The organism is Mesorhizobium sp. B2-2-3, from assembly GCF_006442405.1.
Lineage (GTDB): Bacteria > Pseudomonadota > Alphaproteobacteria > Rhizobiales > Rhizobiaceae > Mesorhizobium.
Window position 1 is genome coordinate 20,177 of record NZ_VFWC01000014.1, and the last position, 16,614, is coordinate 36,790.

Consider the following 16,614-nt stretch of genomic DNA (forward strand, 5'->3'; position numbering starts at 1 on the left):
TGGGGTCGCCGTTACATCGGCCCGGGCATCATCTTGGTCGGTTTCTCCAACATCGGAAACTCGGCCTTGTTGCATTTCACGTTCGGGTTCGTCGGACTGAACATGCCGTTGGGATTATCACCCAGCCAGGCGTGAAGATCGTAGTGGACGAACTCCCTCGGGATGAGCGGATAGTGTCCCTCCATCGGACCCATGAAGGTTTGGCCAAACAGCTTCGGTGGCTCTTTGACGTCCGGCGTCAGCGGCACAAGCCATTCCGCCCCGACCAGGCGCAGACCGTTTTTCGTCGGCTCGTAGATCAGCACATTGGGGCGCATCGGGTCGAGTTTTTGGCCGACACTTGGGACGTTGACGAAATGGATGCCCATGGCGCCTTTCGGGTAGTACATCGCTCCGGATATCTTTTCTCCGCTATAGTAGACGCAGCCGACCGTCGACAGATAAAGGTCGCGGACAGCCGCGGTGTAGTCCTCATATTTGGCGAGCGACTTTTTCAAGGCCTCGATGTCAGCTTTGTTGGCATCCTCGGCTCGAGCCGCCGCGACGCCCAACCATGCGCTTACAAGACCTGTTAAAGCGAAGACGCCGCAGCGCCCAAGGCTGGCTGTTCTTGTCATGCATTCCTCCCAGATTTTTTTGATCTGGCCGTGCAAGACCGAGGCTGAAAAAGAAAATGCTTATTGCGCGGCCAAGTGTACCGCCTCATCCCCTCCGGAACAGCGACGATGCTATTCCTTTCCATGGCTGCGGGAAAGCGGTTATTTAGGACTGGCTAATTCTCTGGCACGCCAATCTCAATCTGAGCGCGGCGGTCGCGGCCGGTGAAGCTGTTGCCGTCATCGCCGAGCGACACCACCGTTGGCTTCGGCGACGACACGCCGGCCTTCATGCGCATCGTTGCCAAGGTCTGATATCGTCGTGTGTTGCAAGGACGCGCGGCCTCGCCGAAGGTGGCGTGATGAAGCGTCTGGTGGAAGATTGGGTCTATGGTGGCGTGCTCGCCGGCCTCACCCTGTGCGTGGTGGCGATCGGGCTGGCTGCTCGATTGGAGACAGCCGAGCTCGCCGTCTTCCTGCTGATCCCGATTTACATGCTCCACCAATACGAGGAGCACGCCGAGGACCGGTTCCGGCTTTTCGTCAACAAGATGCTCGGCGGCGGGGCGCCGCTGCTTACCCGCTTCGATGTCTTTGTGATCAACGTACCGGGTGTATGGGGCATCTACTCCCTGGTTTTCACCCTCGCTGTCACGGTCAATGCCGGGATAGGGCTGATCGCCGCCTACACCACCCTGATCAACGCTTTGGTTCACGTCGCGCAGGCCATCAGGATGCGCAGCTACAACCCCGGGCTCATCACCGCAATTGTCTTGTTCGTACCCGCATCCATCTGGTCGATCCTGACGCTTTCCGGTTCGGGAACGGGCTTCCATATCCTTGGACTTGCGGTCGGGCTGCTCATTCATGGACTGATCGTTGCCCATGTCGTCCGGCGGCAGCGCCTGACCCAACGAGCGACGGTCGATAAGCCGACCTCACCGTAAGATCATGGAAGAACCCGGGGGCCGCAGGCTTGGCCGTCGGTCGCATTTTGCAAACAAAAACGGCCCCTTGCGAGGCCGTTTTTGCATTCTGATCGATGCTGCTCAGGTGAGCGGCGAAAGCTGGATCTCGACGCGACGGTTTTGAGCGCGACCCTCGGCGGTGGCATTGGACGCTACCGGACGGGTCTTGCCGAATCCCGTGACGGCGAAGCGGCGCGAATCGACGCCCTGGCCAGCCAGGTAGTTGGCGACCGCCAGCGCGCGGCGCTGCGACAGATCGAAATTATGCTGGTCGCCGCCGGTCGAATCGGTATGGCCGAACACGTCGACCGTGGTCTGCTTGAACTTCTTCAGCACCAGCGCGACCGAATTCAGCACCTGGTAGAAGCCGGGCTTCACCGCATCCTGATCGACGTTGAAGGTGATATCGGACGGCATATTGAGGATGATCTGGTCGCCGGAGCGGGTGACGCTGACGCCTGTGCCCTCCAACTGCCGGCGCAGTTCGGCTTCGTTCTGGTCCATGGTGGCGCCGATGGCGCCGCCGGCCAGCGCCCCGATGCCGGCGCCGATCAGCGCGTTGCGACGATCATTGCCGCCCGCAAGCAGGCCAAGGCTGGCGCCGGCCAAGGCGCCGAGGCCGGCACCGGCCGCCGTGTTGGAAATTTTCTGGTCGCCGGTATACGGATCGGTGGTGGTGCAGGCGCTCACCAGCACAGCCGTCGCCACGACGACGAGCACGGTCTTCTTCATAGGATTGTCCCTCTCCAAGTCACGCCTTGCGATGGCGCCAAATCAGCCCTTCGCGCGACTTGTACCATGAAATGCGGCGAAAAGCGGAACGGGAAAACACCGGCAACGGCTTTTCCCCGGGGCACGATTTTCCCGATTGGGCGTCCAGGAATCTACCAGAGATTCTTGCCGTCGATGGCCACCACTTCGACCTTGTCCAGGTCGAAATCGTCGAACAACCGCGAGTTGACGCTGATCTTGGGATTGTCGAAATCCGGCTCTCCGCTCGACCAGTCCGGTGTTTCGGTGAAGGTCCCGCAGCCGCAGGTGTCGCAAAAACCGTGCTTAACGGTCTTCGATCCCCACTGATAGAAGGAAACATTCTTCTGCGGCGTGAGGAGTTTGAACTGCGCAGGAGTGTAGTAGGCCCAAAGCGAGCCGCGTTTCGAGCAGAACGAACAAGTGCACTGCGTCAGCGTCTGCGGCGCTTGCGAAACCTCGAATATCGTCGCCTTGCAGTGGCAGCTTCCCTTGATGGTCATGGACGTCACCTCTCCCTTGTCCGCCGCCCGCAGGCAACGCAACACAAAGGAGCGGTCCTGGCAACCGTCCGTCAGCAGGCCCCCGCCCATCGCGGTCCGGGCCGGTCGCCGCTGCGCCTTTCGGGCCTAGTAGGAGCGCGGCGGCACGAACAGGCAGATCGTCTTACCCGCGTCGAGACCCGCTTGATGCGCGCACCAGTGGAATTCGCCGTCCGGGCTGTCCTTCACACGCTTATCGGTCATGGGGACAACTTCCCCCGTGCCGGCGATCACATAACCCTCGGGTTTTTCCAAAACCTCGCCCGTATGGGCCGTGCGGCAATCGTAGTTAGCGCAGCATGCGAATGGATAGCTCCAACCCAGCGGCTTCGCCGCTGTAGGCTTGGCGTCGTGGGCGAAGGCAGGCGCCATCGGCAACGCAATCGCTGCGATTGCAAGCAGGCAGAGCATGAGTCGGCCCACCGCGGCCCGAGCCGATTTTGATGGGGCAGCAGACATGGAAGCGCTCCTTTCGACGAGCATCAAGCGTTTCGCTTGCCCGTTCCTGAAACGTGTCTTCCCAGCGGCCGGATCGTCAGCAGGCATTTCTGCCGCGCCCGGCCATAGATGCTTTTGTCTCCCCTCGACCATGGATGGTGGGCCGATTTGTGAGTCGGCGCAAGAAACCACTGCATGCCGATGTCGCAGGCTGAATGCCGCGCATCGGCAACAGAAAACAGGCGCCGTCTCTTGATTGGATAGGCAGGCACAACCATGCCCAGCAGACGGGATCGCAGATAACGAGATTCAGCGAGAGAAGTTCCGGCCTATTCGCCAGCAGGTCCTGTGATCACGTGTTCGTCATACTGCGGCAGGCCGTCGCTGATCGTGTACCATGGCGCCTTGGAACCGACGAAGATATGCTCGGTCGGGCGGATGCTCGGGTTGTCGACGAGCGTTCCCATCGCGACATGGACGAAGGCGCCCTGGCGCACGACCGAATAGAGCAGCGAACCGCACCGCTTGCAGTGCGCGTCATGGCCGTTGTCGTCGCCGAAGACCAGCAACATGTCGTGGCCCTTGGTCAGGACAAACTTGGCGCGTTCGATGCCCGCGAAGGGCTTGAAAGCCGAACCTGTCGTGCGCCGGCAGTTCGAGCAATGGCAATTCGCCGCGTACAGGAACTCGTCAGCGACCGCATAGTGCACCGCGCCGCAGAAGCACTTTCCAACAAGCTTGCGAGCCATCATCCAATCCAAATGTGTGGCACTGTAGGCGCCGGCCCTAATCCAGGTCCGCCACCGCTTCCCCAGCACCACCCTCGATGCGTTGCGACAGCGAGGCTTCCATGAAGTCATCGAGGTCGCCATCGAGCACGCTCGACGGGCTGGTGCTTTCGACACCTGTGCGCAGATCCTTCACCAGCTGATAGGGCTGCAGCACGTAGGAGCGGATCTGGTGACCCCATCCAATGTCGCTCTTCGATGCTTCGGTGGCGTTGGCGACGGCTTCGCGCTTCTTCAGCTCTTCCTCGTAAAGCCGCGAGCGCAGCATCTCCCAGGCCTTTGCCCGATTTTTGTGCTGCGAACGTTCGGCCTGGCAGGCGACCGCTATGCCGGTGGCGAGATGGGTAATGCGCACCGCCGAATCGGTGGTGTTGACGTGCTGGCCGCCTGAACCGGACGAACGATAGGTGTCGATGCGCACGTCGGATTCGGAAACGTCGATCTCGATCGTATCGTCGATGACGGGATAGACCCAGACGCTGGCGAAGGATGTGTGCCGGCGCGCGTTGCTGTCATAGGGTGAAATGCGCACCAGGCGATGGACGCCGGATTCCGTCTTCAGCCAACCATAGGCATTGTGGCCCTTGATCAGCAGCGTCGCAGACTTGATGCCTGCCTCTTCGCCGTCATGCACTTCCAGCACCTCGACCTTGAAGCGGCGGCGCTCGGCCCAGCGCGTGTACATGCGCAGCAACATCGAGGCCCAGTCCTGGCTTTCGGTGCCGCCGGCGCCTGCGTGGATTTCGAGATAGGTGTCGTTGGCGTCGGCTTCGCCCGACAGCAGCGTCTCGACCTGGCGGGCCTTCGCCTCGCCTTGCATCGAGCGGATCGCTGCCTCAGCCTCGGCAACGACGCTCTCGTCGCCCTCTTCCTCGCCGAGTTCGATCAGGCCGATATTGTCTTCCAGCGCCTGGGTCAGGCCCCTGACCGCCGCGATGCCTTCCTCGAGGCCCTGGCGCTCGCGCATCAGCTTCTGCGCTTCCAGCGGTTCGTTCCAGAGGCTGGCGTCCTCGGCGCGGACGTTGAGATATTCAAGCCGCTTTATGGCCTGATCCCAGTCAAAGATGCCTCCTCAGCAGGGTAATCGCCTGCCTGATCTCGTCGACAATATTCTGCGTTTCCGCGCGCATGGCCTGATGTTTTATCCTGTTGCTGAAAGTGACGCCTGGTCGGCGCGATACATAGGGACGGCGCCGCCGCCTGTAAAGCAAATTGGACCGGCCCAGGGCCGGCCCAATCCTGCATGCATACCCGTCAGTAGAGGCCGCCGCCGCCCGACTGGATGGCCTGGTTGGCCTGAGGCGACAGCGCGCCGCCGGAGGCATTGGACCCGTCAGCGCCCATGCCGATCACCCAATAGCTGTCGGCTGGCCCGGTGCCCGGCTTGAAGGCCTCGATGATGGTGCCGGGATCGCCCGAATTGGCCCGCATGCCGGTCTTGCGGTTGATGGCGACCAGATTCATGCCTTCGGGAACCTTGAAGTCGACATTGGGCGTGCCATCCAGCGCCACGCGCATGAAATCCTTGAAGATAGGAGCGGCGAGGCCGCCGCCGGTGGCGCCATGGCCAAGGCCGCGCGGCGTGTCGTAGCCCATATAGAGGCCGACGACGAGGTTCGGCGTGTAACCGATGAACCAGGCGTCCTTTTCGTCGTTGGTGGTGCCGGTCTTGCCGGCGATGTGGCGTCCGAGCTCGGCGATGGTGGCGCCGGTGCCGCGCTGGACGACGCCTTCCATCATCGAGGTGATCTGGTAGGCGGTCATCGGATCGAGAACCTGTTCGGAATTATCGACAAGCTCAGGTTCGGGCTGGTTCTGCCATTCGGCCGCGTTGCAGCCTTCGCAGCCGCGTTCGTCCTGCTTGAAGACGGTCTTGCCGTAGCGGTCCTGGATACGGTCGATCAATGTCGGCTTGATCGACTTGCCGCCATTGGCCATGATCGAATAGGCCGAAACCATGCGCATCACCGTCGTCTCGCCGGAGCCCAGCGCCATCGGCAAATACGGCGCCAGATGGTCATAGACGCCGAAACGCTCGGCATATTCGACGACCAGCTTCATGCCCATGTCGTTGGCGAGGCGCACAGTCATCAGGTTGCGCGACTTTTCGATGCCGGAGCGCAGGGTTGCCGGACCAGCGACCGTGCCGTCGTAGTTCTTCGGCGTCCAGGTCGTGTTGCCGCTCTGGATGGTAATCGGCCCGTCCATGATCACCGACGCCGGCGTATAGCCATTGTCGAGCGCCGCGGAATAGACGATCGGCTTGAACGAAGAGCCGGGCTGGCGCATGGCCTGGGTGGCGCGGTTGAACTCCGACTGCGCGTAGGAGAAGCCGCCGACCATGGCCAGCACGCGGCCGGTGTGTGGATCCATGGCGATTAGGCCGCCTTCCACTTCGGGGACCTGGCGCAGGCTGTAGGCGTCGTCGGAGCCTTCGTTCTTCTGGACGAAGACGACGTCGCCCGGCTTCAGCACATCGGCCGGCGACTTGGCCCTGACCGTCTTGCCGCCGACCACATGGCGCATGGCAAAGCCCATGTCTTCCTTGCTGACGGTGCCTTCGACGCGCTCCTTGACGATGTCGCCCGACGCCTGGCGTGCCGGCTGCAAGCCAATCGACAGGCCGGATGCCGAACTGTCGAGCACGACTGCGAGCTTCCATTCGGGAACGTCTTCCAGTCCCTTCACATTGCCCAGCGGCACACCCCAGTCGCCGGACACGTCGATCGTCTTCAGCGGCCCGCGGTAGCCGCGCAGCGTGTCGTATTTGATCAAGCCGTTCTGCATCGCCTTGCGGGCGATGAGCTGGATCTTCGGGTCGAGCGTGGTGCGGACGGACAGGCCGCCTTCATAGAGCGCGTTCTCGCCGTAGCGGGCGATGATCTGGCGGCGCACCTCCTCGGTGAAGTATTCGCCGGCGAACAGATAGGTGCCGTTGCGGCGCGGTGTGACGCCGAGGGGCTCCGCCTTGGCCTTGTCGCCTTCCTCGCGCGTAACGTAGCCGTTCTCGACCATCTGGTCGATGACCCAGTTGCGGCGCTCAAGCGCGCGGTCGGCATGCTTGAAGGGGTGATAATTGTTCGGCCCCTTGGGCAGCGAGGCCAGATAGGCGGCCTCGGCCACGGTCAGCTCGTTCACCGACTTGTCGAAATAAGTGAGCGCGGCACCCGCCACGCCATAGGCGCCGAAACCGAAGAAGATTTCGTTGAGGTAGAGTTCGAGAATGCGGTCCTTGGAATAGGCCTGCTCGATGCGGAAGGCGAGGATCATTTCCTTGATCTTGCGCTCGTAGGTCTGGTCCGAGGTCAGCAGAAAATTCTTCGCCACCTGCTGGGTAATCGTCGAGGCGCCAACCTGACGCCTGCCCGAGCCGAAATTCTGCAGGTTGACGATGATAGCGCGGCCCAGGCCGGTCACGTCAATGCCGGGGTGGTTGTAGAAATTCTTGTCCTCGGCCGACAGGAAGGCCGCCTTGACGCGGTCGGGGATGGCCTGGATCGGCAAATACAGGCGCCGTTCGCGCGCGTACTCGGCCATCAGCGCGCCGTCCGAGGCATGGATTCGGGTGGTCACCGGCGGCTCGTACTTGGCCAGCACCTCATAGTCGGGCAGATCCTTGGACAAATGCCCGATATAGATGGCAACCCCCGCCGCGACCAGCAGGGCCAGCGTCGTGCCGATACCGAAGAAATAGCCAATGAGACGAATCATGCCCGCTCCAGTCCTTGGTTCGGGAATTTCCTAAACGAAGCCGCCTTCCGCGCAAGCATTCGAGCCGGTCCCAACCCGTAATCGAAAACCCATGTCGCTACCATGTGGGCAAAATACGGCAAGGCCGGATTTCGCGGCCGTGAGTCGGAAATAAAAGCGTCGGGTGTTGTCGCCGCGCAACGCTGCCTGTGGTTGCAGGCGTCGTCAGGCATTTCAGCCCCCGGTTCCCGTTCCGGCACGCGCGGAAGCGAACAGCGCGACGGCGTTGGTGATGCTTTGCGCCGCCTTGCCGCGCCAGTCGGCGTCGAGCAGTTGCGCCTCGTCCTTGGCATTCGAGAGATAGCCTAGTTCGACCAGCACGGAGGGGACGTCAGGCGCTTTCAGCACCTTGAATCCCGCGGAACGCTGCGGATTGTTGATGAGGCCGACGCTGGTCGACAACTGGCCGACCAGCGTGTGGGCGAAACTCATCGAAAAGGTGTGGGTCTCGCGGCGGATCAGGTCGATCAGGATATCGGTGACTTCCTTGTTGTCGTCCTTGATCACCATGCCGGCGAACTGGTCCGAGAGATTTTCACGGTCGGCAAGCGCCTGCGCTTCCGGATCCGAAGCCTTGTCGGAAACGGTATAGACGGTCGCGCCACGGATGCCCTTGAGGCTGATGGTGTCGGCATGAATGGAGATGAGCAGGTCGGCCTCATGCTGGCGAGCGATGCGCACGCGGTCGTCCAGCCGCAAATATTCGTCGGTGTCGCGCGTCATGAAGACATCGTATCTGCCGACGGCGGCGAGCTTGTCGCGCAGTTCCGTGGCGAAAGCCAGCGTGACGTTCTTTTCGACGGTGCCGTTCAGGCCCTCGGCACCGCCATCGACGCCGCCATGGCCCGGATCGATGACGACGGTGAAGCGATGGCCCGGATTGGAGACCGGCCCGGTGCCGACCCGCCCGCCCTTGTCGGTCGAAACCGTGGAACCGGTGGTCAGCGCCTGATTGGCAAGGGCAGTGTCGAACTCGCGTTCGGAGGCCGCCGACATGTCGATGGCGATGCGGTAGCCCGCGCCGTCCTCGTTCTTGAGAACATCGAGCTTGTCGACCGCGAACGGCCCCTTCCCGGTGAGAACCAGCCGCGACACGCCTGCCTCCAACTCACCCAGGCGCACGCCCTTGACCAGCCCGCGAGGCTTCAAATCCTTGGCATCGATGGCTAACTTCGTATTCGCCAGATCGATGACCAGACGATTGGGCCCGCGCAAAAGGAACCATTTGACGTCGGGCTCGCGGTCGAAATCCATGACGATGCGCATCTTGGTGGCATCGCCCGCCATCTTGTAACCGGTTGCCGTGAGCGGGGCATCGGCGGCGTTGGCGACCAACGAAATGGTCATCGACAGCAGGAGGCAGAAGATCGCGAGCAAACGGCCGCCGGCACGACTGCCCTTGTCTGTGAAGCCTGCCAGTCCCATCTCTTTGCAGTCGCTCCCGGTTTGGCGCCAAGGCGCCCGGTCATGTAGTCGAAGTGCCGGTTAGGCCGCGAACTCGATTAACGATTGGTATCCAGAGAAGGTTAACCAAGCCTTTTCACGCGAGGCCCGGACCCGTGCTTACGTGGCGGAACCGCTTTTGCCGGCGTCGGAAAACGGGGTTGCCTTCCAACCCGCCAAATCATAAAAGCGATAGTGGATCACTGCAATCCTGGAACCGCCCTCCTCCGCAGCTTCCCGCTACAGGTGAGACGAAAGGCGGCTCCTTTCGCTCCATGCGAGAAGGGTTCAGGTGATCGCGACGAATTTCGCAGGTGTGCGCCCGTGGCGGGGGAATCGCCTGCGTGAGGAAAACGGCCGGGTTTGTCCCGCGCCGGCTCTGTATGAGCAAACAAGCTGGTCCGGTTTCCGGGCTTTGGTTCAAAAGGTTCTGCTGGTGACGATGGCTTCAAGCGCAATCATGGAAAGGTCCGCATCAAACCGCGCCAATATGGCTGCGGGCGGCACCGCCATGGCGCGCAGGCACCGTCCGGCGGACATTCAGACATCCGGCACCCACATTCATCCAGACACACAGCAGCGGCCCTTGCGCCGCAAGCTGCGGCTGACGGCTGCCGGGGGGAAACGAAATAATGCCCAACAAAATGCTGATAGACGCCTCCCACCCGGAGGAAACACGCGTTGTCGTCGTACGCGGTAATCGTATCGAAGAATTCGACTTTGAATCACAGGACAAGAAGCAGCTCAAAGGAAACATCTATCTCGCCCGCGTAACGCGCGTCGAACCCTCCCTTCAGGCAGCCTTTGTCGAATATGGCGGCAACCGTCACGGTTTCCTCGCCTTCAGTGAAATACACCCCGACTACTACCAGATCCCCGTCGCCGACCGTCAGGCGCTGCTGCGCGCCGAAGCGCAGGAAGCCGAGGACGAGGACGATGAGGACGGCGAAGGCGACGACCGCCAGAGCCGCGATCGCGGCCGGCGCGGGCGCCGGCGCGGCGGCAAGGGCCGCGACCGCGCAGAACACAAGCGCGATGCGAGCGGGGCCGATGCCGACGAGGCAACCGAAACGGCCGGCGAGGCAGGCGACGCCGACAATGGCAATGACGCCATCTCGGAGAACACTTCCCACGGTTCGGAAACCATCGAACATGCGGCCGATATCCCGGAACAGGCCGCGGATGCATCCAATCATGGCGAAGCCTCCCCCGAGCAGAGCGACGAATCGTCCGGACAGGACGAAGGCGAGACCCGCGAGGGCGGCCCGACGTCGATCGCCGCCTCCGTCGACGCCGACGTGATTTCCGAACCCGTCCCGCTGACGGAACAGGGCAGTGAATCCAGCGACGATGATCGCGGCATGCTGGAAGAGGTTCAGTCTTCGCATCCGGACGATCACGAGGTCGAATCGGTCGGCGCCGAGGATGCCCTGGAGGAAGCGCGCAACCGCCGTAAGCCGATGCGCCGCCAGTACAAGATCCAGGAAGTGATCAAGCGCCGCCAGATCCTGCTGGTGCAGGTTGTCAAGGAAGAGCGCGGCAACAAGGGCGCAGCGCTCACCACCTATCTGTCGCTTGCCGGCCGCTATTCCGTGCTGATGCCGAACACGGCGCGCGGCGGCGGAATTTCGCGCAAGATCACCAGTGCTGTGGACCGCAAGCGCCTCAAGGAAGTGGTCGCCGATCTCGAAGTGCCGCAAGGCATGGGCGTCATCCTGCGCACCGCAGGCGAGAGCCGCACCAAGGCCGAGATCAAGCGCGATTACGAATATCTGATGCGGCTTTGGGAGAACGTGCGCAATCTCACGCTCCAGTCCACGGCCCCTGCCCTCGTCTACGAGGAAGGCAGCCTGATCAAGCGTTCGGTGCGCGACCTCTATAACAAGGACATCGACGAGATCCTCGTCTCCGGCGAAGAGGGCTACCGCGAGGCCAAGGACTTCATGCGCATGCTGATGCCGAGCCACGCGAAGGTGGTTCAGCCGTTCCGCGATACGACGCCGATCTTCGTGCGCAATGGCATCGAGGCGCAGCTTGACCGCATGCTGCAGCCGCAAGTGACGCTGAAGAGCGGCGGCTACATCATCATCAACCAGACCGAGGCGCTGGTCGCCATCGACGTCAATTCGGGCCGCTCGACCAAGGAGCACTCGATCGAGGACACCGCGCTCCACACCAATCTGGAAGCGGCGGAGGAAGTCGCCCGCCAGCTCAGGCTGCGCGACCTTGCCGGCCTGATCGTCATCGACTTCATCGACATGGAGGAGAACCGCAACAACCGTGCCGTCGAGAAGCGGTTGAAGGATCATCTCAAGAACGACCGCGCGCGCATCCAGGTCGGCCGCATCTCGCATTTCGGCCTGATGGAGATGTCGCGCCAGCGCATCCGCGCCAGCGTGCTGGAATCGACCATGAAGCCTTGCCCGCATTGCGGCGGCACCGGCCATGTGCGCTCCGATTCGTCTGTCGCGCTGATGGTGGTCAGGGCGATCGAGGAGTTCCTGCTCAAGGATTCGCGCAGCCACATCACGGTTCGCACGCCCGCGGCGACCGCGCTCTATGTGCTCAACCACAAGCGCGGCACGCTGGTGGAACTGGAAAGCCGCTTCGGCCTGACCATCACGCTCGAGGCCGACGACACGGTCGGTTCGCAGCATTATGCGATCTTCCGCGGCGCGCTGGCCGAAAAGCCTGAAGGCTTCGTCGAGGCACGCACCCTGCCGGCCTATGTCGAACCGGAAGAGCCCGAGGATGAGACCATCGTCGAGGAGGAAGACGAAGCACCGGCCCAGGCCGAACAGCCGCGTCAGCCGCAGCAAGGTCAGCACCAGCAGAGGCCCGGCGAAGAGGGCGAAGGCCGCGACCGCAAGCGCCGCAAGCGTCGCAGACGCCGCGGCGGCAAGGATCGCGATCGAGAACATGGCCACACCGACGGTGCTTCCGTGTCGGCGCAGGCCGACGAGTTGTCCACATCGGAAAGCCCGGTGAGCCGTGACGAGGCGGAAGCCGGCGACGAGGCTCCGGTCCCCGCGGCCGGAACTGCCGAAACGGCGGAAGCATCCGACGAGGGCCAGGGCAAGAAGCGTCGCCGCGGCAAGCGCGGCGGCAAACGCAACCGGCGCGAGGACGGCGAAGGCGAGGCCGAGGCAAGCGCCGATGAAGCGACCGAACCTTCCGGGGTCGATGCTTCCGAAAGCGAGCCTGCGATCGAGCCGGTAACCGTCGTGGCTGCGGAAGAGCCGGTGGCTCCAGTGAGCGACGAGGCGACGACCGCCGAGAAGCCCAAGAAGCCGCGGCGCGCAGCCAAGCCGAAGAAGGCAGCCGCCGAGGCTGTCGCCGAGGAGCCGATCGCTGAACTGGCCGTTCCGGCACCCGCCGAGACGCCAGCCACGGCATCGGACGAGGCGGCGGCAGCGACCGCCGAGGAAACACCGAAGGCCCGTCCGTCACGACGCAAGCCGGCGGCCATCGATGCGCCGATCGTGCCGGTGGTTTCCTCGACCGTCGCCGAAGAGCCGGAAACCAAGACCGAAGAGAAGCCGAAGCGCGCCGGCTGGTGGCAGCGGAAAGGTTTCTTCTGAGATTTCAGCCCTTTGAACTGACTTCCTGAATAAAAAAAATCCCGCGCCGGTCGAAAGACGGCGCGGGATTTTCATATCCGGTTTGCCGGAACGTTACGGCGCGAAGATCGACCAGTTCATCATCCTGGCAAGCTTTTCCAGGGCGATCGAGCCCAGCTTGGAATTGCCGTTGGCGTTGAGGCCGGGCGACCAGACGGCGAGCGAGGCGACGCCGGGCACGATGCCCAATATGCCGCCGCCGACGCCGCTCTTGCCCGGAATGCCGACGCGGAAGGCAAAATCACCGGAGCCGTCATAGTGGCCGCAGGTCAGCATCATGGCGCCGATGCGGCGTGCCCGCTCGACCGACACCACGGAATGTCCGGTCGCCGGATTTTTGCCGCCATTGGCGAGGAACCGGCCGGCCATCGCCAGCTGCCGGCAGCTCATGGCGATGGCGCAATGGTGGAAATAGACGCCGAGCGCCAGCTCCGGCGCATGATGAAGATTCCCGAAGGATTTCATGTAGTTGGCGAGCGCGAAGTTGCGATAGCCGGTGGCGCGCTCCGACGCTGCCACCTCGCGGTCGATGATGATGGTCTCGTCGTCGGCGAGGAACTGGATGAAGCGCAGGATCTCGCCGATCGCCTCGCGCGGCTGGTGGCCGGCAAGCAGGATGTCGGAGATGACAATGGCGCCGGCATTGATGAAGGGATTGCGCGGAATGCCGTTCTCATGCTCGAGCTGCACGATCGAGTTGAACGGATTGCCCGAAGGCTCGCGCCCTACCCGCTTCCACAGCGCGTCGCCGACATTGCCCAGCGCCAGCGTCAAGGTGAACACTTTCGAGATGCTCTGGATCGAAAAGGGCTGGTCGGCGTCGCCCGCCATCAGCACACGGCCGTCATTGGTGACGGCTGCGATGCCGAATTTCTTGGGATCAACCTTGCCGAGTTGCGGGATATAGGTGGCGACCTCGCCGCGATCGGTGCGTTCGGCCATTTCGACCGCGACTTCGGCCAGGGCCTGCTCGAGTTCCGGCATGGATCTACCTCAGCCAGCGTTCGATGCGCGCCAATGCCTCGACCATGTCGTCATGGCTGCCGGCATAGGAGAAACGCATAGTGCGGTGCCCGGCCTGGGTGTCGAAATCACGGCCGGGCGTGGCCGCGACATGCGCCTCGGCCAGCATCTTGCGGGCGAAAGCCATGCTGTCATTGCTGTGCCGGGTGACGTCGCAAAAGGCATAGAAGGCGCCATCCATCGGTGCGGCCAGCGGAAAGCCGAGCTCCGGCAGACGCGTCATCAGGAGCTCGCGGTTCCAGGCATAGCGACCCTTGACCGCTTCCAGCTCCTCGGTAGCGGCAAAGGCCTCGATTGCGGCGACCTGCGACAGTTCCGGCGGCGAGATGTAGAGGCTCTGCGCAATGCGCTCGATGGGCCGCACCAGCGCTTCCGGCAGCACCATCCAGCCGATGCGCCAGCCGGTCATGCAATAGTATTTCGAGAAGGAGTTGATCGCCGTGACACCGGTGCCAAAGGCGAGTGCCGTGGTGTCGGGCGCCGCATAGGCCAGCCGGTGGTAGATCTCGTCGGAGATGACGGCAATGCCGAGCGCCTCCGCCGTCCGGACCAGGTCCGCGAGATCATCGGCCGGAATGACCGCGCCGGTCGGGTTGGCCGGACTTGCGAACAGCACGCCCTTCAGCGGTTTTTCGCGATGCGCGGTCTCCAGGTGAGCGGCATGAAGATAGGCCGCATCGCCGAGCTCTATCTCGATCACTTCGATGCCCAGCGCCGCCATGATGTTGCGATAGGCGGGGTAGCCCGGCGCTGCGATGGCGACGCGGTCACCGGGATCGAACATTGCCAGGAAGGCGAGATTGAAGGCGGCCGAGGATCCCGTCGTGACCGCGATCCGGTCGGGCGCGACATCAAGCCCGTAGTGATCCCCATAATGTTCCGCGATCGCCTTGCGCAATCCAGCCAGGCCCAGCGCATCGGTATAGCCAATACGCCCGTCCTGCAAAGCCCTGGCCGCCGCGGCACGAACGCGGGCCGGAGCCGGATCGGACGGCTGGCCGACGGCCATGGAAATGACCGGCGCGCCCGTCGCTCTCAGCCGGTTCGCCTCGGCCAGCACATCCATGGCGTGGAAGGGTTCGACATTGCCACGGCGTGAGAGCGAAACGACCATTTTGACCTCGATCCGACGATTGAGCGCACCACGTCCTGGCGCATGCGCCGCACAAATGCCCGATTGGTGTGAGGATCACAAGTTGAGGAAGTTTTTCCGGTGCCGACTTTTCATCTTTCGCCCGCTCGTCTACCAGTGGACACGTCATGTTGAGCCGACCCAAATCGATGGTTGCCCGGGTAGCGCGCGTCGTTGCGACGCTTTCGCTTGGCGTCGCCGTCGCGGTGTCTGGTTCCATCAGCGCCTTGGCCCAGAACGTGCCGGTGGTGCGCGATGCCGAGATCGAGGCGCTGGTGCGCGACTACGCCCGCCCGATCTTCAAGGCCGCCGGTCTGGCGAATGACGGCATCGACATCGTCCTGGTCAACGACCAGAGCTTCAATGCCTTCGTCACCGGACGCAGGCTGTTCATCAACACGGGCGCCTTGATGGAAGCCGAAACGCCCAACGAGATCATCGGCGTCATCGCCCACGAGGCCGGCCATATCGCCGGCGGCCACCAGCAGAAACTGCGTGACCAGCTCGAGCGCGCCAAGACGATGGCCATCATCGCAACCTTGCTGGGCGCCGGCGCCATGGTCGCCGGGGCGACCACCAACAGCCGCGGACTTGCCGGCGCCGGCGTGGGCGTGGCGGCTGGCGGCGGCGAGATGGCGCAGCGCAGCATTCTCGCCTATCAGCGCACCGAGGAAATGACGGCCGACCGCTCGGCGATCACCTATCTCAACGCCACCGGCCAGTCCGGCATGGGCATGCTGAAGACGTTTCAGCGTTTCCAGACGGCCTTGTCGCTGTCGGGCGCGCAGGTCGATCCCTACCGGATCAGCCATCCAATGCCGCGCGATCGAATCTCCAACCTCGAAGTGCTGGTCAAGCAGAGCCCCTATCTCGACAAGGTCGATGCGCCGGCACTGCAATTGCGCCACGACATGATGCGGGTGAAGATCGCTGTCTACATGGAAGGCCAGGCCGCCGCGTCGCGGCTGATGCGAAAGATGCAGGGCAGCCTTGCCGCGCAGTATGGCGAGGCCCAATCGGCCTATCTTTTCGGCAACATCGCCACCGCACTCGCCAAGACCAACGCCTTGATCAAAGCCCAGCCCGGCAACGCCTATTTCCAGGAATTGCGCGGCGATATATTGATGAAGGCGAACAAGCCCAAGGAAGCTGCCGATGCCTACGCCAAGGCAGTCAGCCTGGACAAGGCGCGATCTGGATTGCTGCCGGTTTCGCTCGGCCAGGCGTTGATGGCGACGGGCACCCCAGACGCTCTGAAAAAGGCCGTGGTGCAGATCAACAACGGCTTGCGACGCGACAAGGAAAATTCCGTGGGATACCGCTATCTGGCGCAGGCCTATGGCGAATTGGGAGATATACCGGGCGCCGAGCTCGCCACGGCCGAGGGTCATTTCTATTCCGGTAACTACAAGGATGCGAAGATCTTCGCCATGCGAGCGCAGCAGCAACTCAAACGCGGCGAGCCGCGATGGATACGCGCCCAGGACATCATAAACTACAAGCCGTCGGGCAAGGTATAGTGAACCTTCCGGCCGTGCGCTGCGACGCAGCCAGACCGGAAAAC

Annotated in this window: 14 protein-coding genes; 3 read left to right on the plus strand and 11 right to left on the minus strand. The window is 62.9% G+C overall.

All coding sequences use genetic code 11. From position 1 onward, the window contains the following. Positions 1–11: 11 nt before the first annotated feature. A complete protein-coding gene (locus tag FJ951_RS23235; RefSeq protein ID WP_140494984.1) occupies positions 12–617 on the minus strand; it encodes a hypothetical protein in 606 nt (201 codons plus the stop codon). Between the two features lie 155 nt (positions 618–772). Beyond that, complete coding sequence (locus FJ951_RS29040) at positions 773–904, minus strand: hypothetical protein (protein ID WP_263483010.1); 132 nt, start codon at positions 902–904, stop codon at positions 773–775. A gap of 54 nt (positions 905–958) precedes the next feature. On the opposite strand from FJ951_RS29040, the gene FJ951_RS23240 reads away from it, so the two are divergent. Further along, a complete protein-coding gene (locus FJ951_RS23240) occupies positions 959–1,543 on the plus strand; it encodes an HXXEE domain-containing protein (protein ID WP_210239750.1) in 585 nt (194 codons plus the stop codon). Positions 1,544–1,645: 102 nt separating this feature from the next. On the opposite strand, the gene FJ951_RS23245 is transcribed toward FJ951_RS23240, so the two are convergent. From FJ951_RS23245 to FJ951_RS23275, 7 genes are all read right to left on the minus strand, one after another. Then, positions 1,646–2,296, minus strand: a complete 651-nt coding sequence (locus FJ951_RS23245; protein WP_140493627.1) for an OmpA family protein — start codon at positions 2,294–2,296, stop codon at positions 1,646–1,648. 152 nt (positions 2,297–2,448) lie between these two features. Beyond that, a complete protein-coding gene (locus tag FJ951_RS23250) occupies positions 2,449–2,817 on the minus strand; it encodes a GFA family protein (RefSeq protein WP_140493629.1) in 369 nt (122 codons plus the stop codon). 126 nt (positions 2,818–2,943) lie between these two features. Next, positions 2,944–3,315 (minus strand): hypothetical protein, encoded by a 372-nt coding sequence (locus FJ951_RS23255; protein ID WP_140493631.1) that lies wholly within the window; start codon positions 3,313–3,315, stop codon positions 2,944–2,946. Positions 3,316–3,623: 308 nt separating this feature from the next. Continuing rightward, positions 3,624–4,043, minus strand: coding sequence for a GFA family protein (locus tag FJ951_RS23260; RefSeq protein WP_140517633.1), 420 nt, complete (start codon positions 4,041–4,043; stop codon positions 3,624–3,626). A 37-nt stretch (positions 4,044–4,080) separates the two neighbouring features. Further along, a protein-coding gene (prfB, locus tag FJ951_RS23265) for a peptide chain release factor 2 (protein WP_140493636.1) occupies positions 4,081–5,212 on the minus strand; the annotation gives its coding sequence in 2 pieces (ribosomal slippage) (positions 4,081–5,145 and positions 5,147–5,212; 1,131 coding nt in all). A gap of 124 nt (positions 5,213–5,336) precedes the next feature. Further along, positions 5,337–7,793, minus strand: coding sequence for a penicillin-binding protein 1A (locus tag FJ951_RS23270; RefSeq protein WP_140493638.1), 2,457 nt, complete (start codon positions 7,791–7,793; stop codon positions 5,337–5,339). 213 nt (positions 7,794–8,006) lie between these two features. After that, positions 8,007–9,257 (minus strand): N-acetylmuramoyl-L-alanine amidase, encoded by a 1,251-nt coding sequence (locus FJ951_RS23275; protein WP_140493640.1) that lies wholly within the window; start codon positions 9,255–9,257, stop codon positions 8,007–8,009. 650 nt (positions 9,258–9,907) lie between these two features. Between FJ951_RS23275 and FJ951_RS23280 the strand changes: the two genes are divergently transcribed. Next, a complete protein-coding gene (locus tag FJ951_RS23280) occupies positions 9,908–12,856 on the plus strand; it encodes a ribonuclease E/G (RefSeq protein ID WP_140517634.1) in 2,949 nt (982 codons plus the stop codon). 93 nt (positions 12,857–12,949) lie between these two features. Here FJ951_RS23280 and FJ951_RS23285 read toward each other — a convergent pair whose 3' ends face one another. Together FJ951_RS23285 and FJ951_RS23290 are read right to left on the minus strand one after the other, a co-directional pair. Continuing rightward, positions 12,950–13,879: a glutaminase gene (locus tag FJ951_RS23285; protein ID WP_140517635.1), complete on the minus strand. Its 930-nt coding sequence runs from the start codon at positions 13,877–13,879 to the stop codon at positions 12,950–12,952. 4 nt (positions 13,880–13,883) lie between these two features. Then, the gene (locus FJ951_RS23290; protein ID WP_140517636.1) at positions 13,884–15,032 is read right to left on the minus strand and encodes an aminotransferase class I/II-fold pyridoxal phosphate-dependent enzyme; all 1,149 of its coding nucleotides are present in this window, start codon (positions 15,030–15,032) and stop codon (positions 13,884–13,886) included. A gap of 146 nt (positions 15,033–15,178) precedes the next feature. Between FJ951_RS23290 and FJ951_RS23295 the strand changes: the two genes are divergently transcribed. Next, positions 15,179–16,570 (plus strand): M48 family metalloprotease, encoded by a 1,392-nt coding sequence (locus tag FJ951_RS23295; protein ID WP_140493655.1) that lies wholly within the window; start codon positions 15,179–15,181, stop codon positions 16,568–16,570. The last annotated feature ends 44 nt before the right edge of the window (positions 16,571–16,614 follow it).

Excerpts from the sequence above, each read along its gene's own strand:
- FJ951_RS23255 (WP_140493631.1), bottom strand. The coding sequence starts at position 3,315 with ATGTCTGCTGCCCCATCAAAATCGGCTCGGGCCGCGGTGGGCCGACTC.
- FJ951_RS23240 (WP_210239750.1), top strand. The coding sequence starts at position 959 with ATGAAGCGTCTGGTGGAAGATTGGGTCTATGGTGGCGTGCTCGCCGGC.
- FJ951_RS23270 (WP_140493638.1), bottom strand. The coding sequence starts at position 7,793 with ATGATTCGTCTCATTGGCTATTTCTTCGGTATCGGCACGACGCTGGCC.
- FJ951_RS23280 (WP_140517634.1), top strand. The coding sequence starts at position 9,908 with ATGCCCAACAAAATGCTGATAGACGCCTCCCACCCGGAGGAAACACGC.
- FJ951_RS23245 (WP_140493627.1), bottom strand. The coding sequence starts at position 2,296 with ATGAAGAAGACCGTGCTCGTCGTCGTGGCGACGGCTGTGCTGGTGAGC.
- FJ951_RS23290 (WP_140517636.1), bottom strand. The coding sequence starts at position 15,032 with ATGGTCGTTTCGCTCTCACGCCGTGGCAATGTCGAACCCTTCCACGCC.
- FJ951_RS23260 (WP_140517633.1), bottom strand. The coding sequence starts at position 4,043 with ATGGCTCGCAAGCTTGTTGGAAAGTGCTTCTGCGGCGCGGTGCACTAT.
- FJ951_RS23285 (WP_140517635.1), bottom strand. The coding sequence starts at position 13,879 with ATGCCGGAACTCGAGCAGGCCCTGGCCGAAGTCGCGGTCGAAATGGCC.
- FJ951_RS23295 (WP_140493655.1), top strand. The coding sequence starts at position 15,179 with ATGTTGAGCCGACCCAAATCGATGGTTGCCCGGGTAGCGCGCGTCGTT.
- FJ951_RS23275 (WP_140493640.1), bottom strand. The coding sequence starts at position 9,257 with ATGGGACTGGCAGGCTTCACAGACAAGGGCAGTCGTGCCGGCGGCCGT.
- FJ951_RS23235 (WP_140494984.1), bottom strand. The coding sequence starts at position 617 with ATGACAAGAACAGCCAGCCTTGGGCGCTGCGGCGTCTTCGCTTTAACA.
- FJ951_RS23250 (WP_140493629.1), bottom strand. The coding sequence starts at position 2,817 with ATGACCATCAAGGGAAGCTGCCACTGCAAGGCGACGATATTCGAGGTT.